This window comes from Mycobacterium sp., assembly GCF_049278535.1.
Classification (GTDB): domain Bacteria; phylum Actinomycetota; class Actinomycetes; order Mycobacteriales; family Mycobacteriaceae; genus Mycobacterium.
Genome location: NZ_JBAPMI010000253.1, coordinates 1 through 4,950, shown reverse-complemented (window position 1 = coordinate 4,950; position 4,950 = coordinate 1). Strand labels below are relative to the sequence as shown.

5 protein-coding genes are annotated in these 4,950 nt (G+C 63.1%); 2 read left to right on the top strand and 3 right to left on the bottom strand.

Annotation, left to right across the window (positions count from 1 at the left end):
- Positions 1-80: 80 nt before the first annotated feature.
- Entirely contained in the window at positions 81-671 is a 591-nt protein-coding gene (locus WAO18_RS17135) for a PaaI family thioesterase (protein ID WP_422207433.1), read from the bottom strand.
- Positions 672-772: 101 nt separating this feature from the next.
- Between WAO18_RS17135 and WAO18_RS17130 the strand changes: the two genes are divergently transcribed.
- Entirely contained in the window at positions 773-1,441 is a 669-nt protein-coding gene (locus WAO18_RS17130) for a PadR family transcriptional regulator (RefSeq protein WP_422207432.1), read from the top strand.
- On the opposite strand, the gene WAO18_RS17125 is transcribed toward WAO18_RS17130, so the two are convergent.
- The gene (locus WAO18_RS17125) at positions 1,442-3,145 is read right to left on the bottom strand and encodes a 3-ketosteroid-delta-1-dehydrogenase (protein ID WP_422207431.1); all 1,704 of its coding nucleotides are present in this window, start codon (positions 3,143-3,145) and stop codon (positions 1,442-1,444) included.
- Between the two features lie 99 nt (positions 3,146-3,244).
- On the opposite strand from WAO18_RS17125, the gene WAO18_RS17120 reads away from it, so the two are divergent.
- On the top strand, positions 3,245-4,384 hold the full coding sequence (locus tag WAO18_RS17120; protein ID WP_422207430.1) for a Rieske 2Fe-2S domain-containing protein: 1,140 nt from the start codon (positions 3,245-3,247) through the stop codon (positions 4,382-4,384).
- Positions 4,385-4,683: 299 nt separating this feature from the next.
- Here WAO18_RS17120 and WAO18_RS17115 read toward each other — a convergent pair.
- A partial coding sequence (locus tag WAO18_RS17115; RefSeq protein ID WP_422207429.1) for an SDR family oxidoreductase occupies positions 4,684-4,950 on the bottom strand: 267 nt, incomplete at its 5' end.

Here is a 4,950-nt window from a genome sequence, read left to right as displayed (position 1 = left end):
GGTTATGTGGCTCCGGCCGCTTTCGGGTACCGGCCCTTCGAAGGCGGACTGGCTCTCAAGCGTCTCGCCCCGGCCCGCGGCTAGCTGCCCCGCCGGTGCAAAAACACGCCCTCAGCCGTCACCGTGATGCCCTGGGCATCGGCGATGTGGCCGATGGCGAAAGTCTTCACTCCCTCGATCCGATCGATGCGGGCATCCGCGCGCAGGGGCCCGAGAGGTGTGCCCCGTAGGTAGCGGATGTGCAACGTGCCGGTGAAAGCGGGTCGTCCCGGCTGGTGCGCGGTCGCACCCAACACATGGTCGAGCACCATCGCGCACACACCGCCGTGCACTAGGCCGGGCGGACCCTCGTAGGCCGCACCCAGAATGAAATCGCTCCATACCGCGCCCTCGGATCCATGGTTGACCACCAAAGGAGGTGCGACGGGATTGCGCACGCCGATCATGACGTTTCCCCACGGCATCGGTCGGCCGTCTTCGGTCGACTGCACGCCGAATGAGTCTGGCATCTGCGTCGCACTCAGTTCCTCGGTGGCGCAGTCTATTCGGTGGCTGATGTCGACGAGCGCTGCCGCGTCGATCTGTGTTCGGATCGTCGCGTCGATGAGCCGGCGTACCGAATCTGCCAGCTGTCGAGATGCCGACTCCAGCTCTACCAGGTCGCGGGTCACAAGAACCCATAGTTGGTTGCGGATTGCCTGCTCGGCAAGGCTGTCTCCCGGCCAGTGGTCAGTGACTCGATGGTGGCCGTCTGCGTTGTTAGCCTGAAAACATGGACGACGGCACATCGCCAGGCAAGCCGAATCTCGCGGCAACAAGCTGGGCGCTGCTGGGCATGCTGTCCTACGAGCACGAGCTGTCCGGCTACGACATCCGCAAATGGATCGAGTGGAGCATGCGGTTCTTCTACGGCAGCCCGGCCTACAGCCAGATTTACTCCGAGCTCAAGAAACTGGAGAAGCTGGGCTTGGTGACCTCGCGCGTCGAGAACACCGGCGGCACCCGAAATCGCAGGCTGTACAAAATCACCGAGCAAGGTCTGGATGCGGTGACCCAATGGGCGAACGAGGCGCCGGTCGACCCTCCGACCCTTAAACACGGACCGCTACTTCGGGTAACACTAGGGCATCTCACCAATCCCGCACGGCTCAGGGAGATGCTGCAAGAGCACGTGGCGTATGCCGACGAGATGCATCGCAACGCGGCCAAGGAAGCGCGGTGGGCCAGCGCCGACGACTCCTGGGCGTACGCCCGCGTCGCATTGCAGTGGGCGGAACGGTATTACGCCAACGAGCGTGAGCTGGCGCTGAAGATGATCAAAGAACTCGACGAGGCTGAAGCCGCCTTCCCGCAACGGGAAACGGGTAGTCCAGCTAAGATCCCTTGGCCTACACCGGATTTCTGGTACGAGATCGAGAAGCAGGCTGACGCTGAGGACTGATCAGCACTCGGCCGCGTGCCGGGCGGCGACGTAGCCGTATACCAACCCTTGTGCGATGGTTGCGCCCGCACCCGGATAGGTGTTCCCGAACGCGTTGGCTGCGGTGTTGCCGATCGCGTAGAGACCCCCGATGGCACTCCCGTCTTCACGTAGTACCCGAGCACGGTCGTCGGCGCGCAGACCACCACAGGTGCCCAGGTCGCTGAGCACCATCCTCACCGCGTAGAACGGCCCCTTGTCGAGTGCCCGCAAGTTGGGGTTGGGGCCAATAGTGGGATCGCCGTAATAGCGGTCGTAGGCGCTGTGACCGCGGCCGAAGTCAGCGTCGTATCCAGCATGCGACATCTCGTTGAACCGGGTCATGGTAGTCATGAACGACGTTGACGGAACTCCGATTTGCTCCGCGAGATCGCCAAGGTCATCGGACCGGTAAGCGATGCTTGTCTCGTACCACGATTGCGGTATGGCCATGCGGGGAAACAGCGTGCCGGCGAAGACATAGCTGTTGCGGTACTTCTGGTCAAAGATGATCCACATTGACTCCACCGGGTGGCCGGAGCGTTCCCGTTCCAGCACGAGCTGGCCAAACGACATGTAATCCATTGCCTCGTTGGCGAATCGGGTGCCACTCTGGTCGATGATCAACGAACCCGGCAGGGACCTCTCGGCGAGCATCACCGACGGACTAGCTCCGGGCAGCGGCGCGACGGCCGGAAACCACCATGCCTGGTCCATCAGATCGATTGCGGCGCCGACATCTTGGGCCGCGTGGATCGCGTCGCCGGTGTTGGTGTCGGCGCCGAGGCTAAAGTGCTGACCGAGAGATTCGGACTGAAACTTGCTGCGCATGGCCATGTTGTGGTCGAACCCGCCGGCAGCCAGCACTACGCCGCGCCGCGCGGTCACGGTGATCTCGTGCCCGTCATGACTCAGCACGGCGCCGGTGACCCGATCGCCGTCGTACGTCAACTGTTTCAGTGTGGTGTCGGTCCATATCGGGATGCCCGCACGCAGCGCTCCGGCGAACAGCCCAGCCGCCAGCGCCTGCCCGCCCGCGACGTAGCGCCGACCGAGCGCAAGTCCACCCACCCCTTGGGCGAGGCGCTTGGCGATGGTCGGCAGGCCCTTTCGCGGAATGCGGACCATCAGGTTCATCCACCGATAGTCGGCTGTAGTGGTCGGCATCGGGATCTTGACTTCCATCACTCCTGGGCGCAGCCGCGCTCGGTGCTTACCCAGGATTGCGGCGTTGAGCGGTCGGCATTCGCAGGTGCGTCCGTCCCCGCTTCCGCCGGGTAATTCGGGGTGGTAGTCGGAGTAGTCCTTGGCCCAGCTCAATCGAATCGGTGTGGTCCGTCGCAGCATCTCGACGGTCCCGGAAATGGAGCGCAGATAGCCGTCGGCCCGGTCGGCGGGAGCGCTGCCGGCCACCACCGACCGGAGGTAGGTCGCGGCCCGCCCCGTCGTGTCGCCGGCGCCTTTTTCCTCGAGGATCTGGCTTGCCGGTAACCAGAGTGCCCCACCCGAGCGGGCCGTCGATCCACCAACATAGGACGACTTCTCTACGATCAACGCGGTCAGCCCGGCTTCGTGAGCGGTCAGCGCCGCCGCGATCCCGGTCCCGGAACCCACCACGAGAAGGTCAACCGTCAAGTCTTCGACGGGCAGACCGGCCGGGATTGTGGTGGATTGTGCTGCGGTCACGGAAAGACACTAAGTCGTGGAATCGCGGCCGTGAACACTTTTTCCCTGCCAGCGGGAGACCGACCGCCACCAGCCGCCCTGCGGCTGTAGAACGGCGGCATGACGTTGCTTTCCAACACCGACGAGATTCGCCAGATCGAAGCCGGCGCCGCTCCGTCGCGGTTCGCTCGCGGCTGGCACTGCCTGGGCCTGGTCAGGGATTTCGGCGACGGCAAGCCGCATGCCGTCAATGCTTTCGGAAAGACGCTGGTGGTCTTCCGAAGCGGGGACGGCCAGATCAATATTCTCGACGGCTACTGCCGCCATATGGGTGGTGACCTGACTCAGGGAGAAGTGAAGGGCAATGAAATCGCCTGCCCGTTTCACGATTGGCGCTGGGGCGGTGACGGCCGCTGCAAACGGGTGCCCTACAGCAAGCGCGCGCCCAAACTGGCCCGGACCGCGACGTGGACCACGCTGGAGCAGGACGGCATGCTGTTCGTGTGGAACGATCCCGAAGGAAACGCGCCGCCGCCCGAGGTGACGATCCCGCTGATCGAGGGTGCGACCAGTGGCGAGTGGACCGAATGGCATTGGTATACAACGACTGTCAACACAAACTGCCGGGAGATCGTCGACAATGTTGTGGACATGGCGCACTTCTTCTACATCCACGGCTCATTGCCCACACATTTCAAGAACATCTTCGAAGGGCACGTGGCTACTCAGTACATGAACAGCGAGGGCCGGCCTGATCTCGGTGACAGCGAGGGGGCCCGGATGCTCGGAACGACATCGGTGGCCTCCTACTACGGACCGTCCTTCATGATCGACGACCTGACATACCACTACGAAGAGGCCGATCACCAAACCGTCCTGATCAACTGCCACTACCCGATAGACGCGAATTCTTTTGTGCTGCAGTACGGCATCATCGTGAAGAAGTCTGCTGCACTGCCCGAGGACCTCGCCGTGCAGACCGCGATCGCTCTTGGCGACTTCGTCAAGATGGGCTTCGAGCAGGACGTCGCGATCTGGAAGAACAAGGCGCGCATCGACAATCCGCTGTTGTGCGAGGAGGATGGGCCGGTCTACCAGCTGCGACGTTGGTATGAGCAGTTCTACGTCGACGCAGCCGACGTGACGTCGGACATGGTCGACCGGTTCGAGCACGAGCTCGACACCACCAGCCCACGTGACGAGTGGATGAGGGTGGTTGAGGCAAACCTCGCCGATGGGTCCGTCGCGGGAGTCGTCTGATGGCCGCCAGGACCGACAATAGGTTGTTGGAATCGCCGATGTTGTCGGTGTCCTGTCGGCGCTGCGGCGCTCACGTATTGGCTCGAAAGAGCAGCTGGAATCAGTGCAGCGTGCAATGGAATGTCGAAGCGTCCGCCGCTTGCCTCGAGCGCCGCGACGCCCAGAACTTAGCCGGATACCCGGGACGCGGGGTGTTCCTGTCCTGCCCGGCCCTGACTGACTCGATCATCGACGCCGTCCGTCACGGTGACCTGCCAGTGGTCGATGAAACCGTATACGTAGCAATGTAACTGCGGAGGTCAGGCGTGCGCGCCGCCGTCAATGCGGATCTCGGTACCGGTCAGGAACGCACCATCATCGGAAGCCGCCATGGCAATTACTGATGCGACCTTGCTCGGATCACCCAGAACACCTCCGTCAGAGCCGTGGAGAAGGGGAGTTTGCTTGGCCCACAACCCGATGTTGTAGCCGTCCGGCATCTTGTCGAGAGTGTTCAGCGCCAACGCCGTCGACACCCCGCCGGGCTGAATGTTGATGGCGCGCAAACCCATGGCGGCGTATTCGAG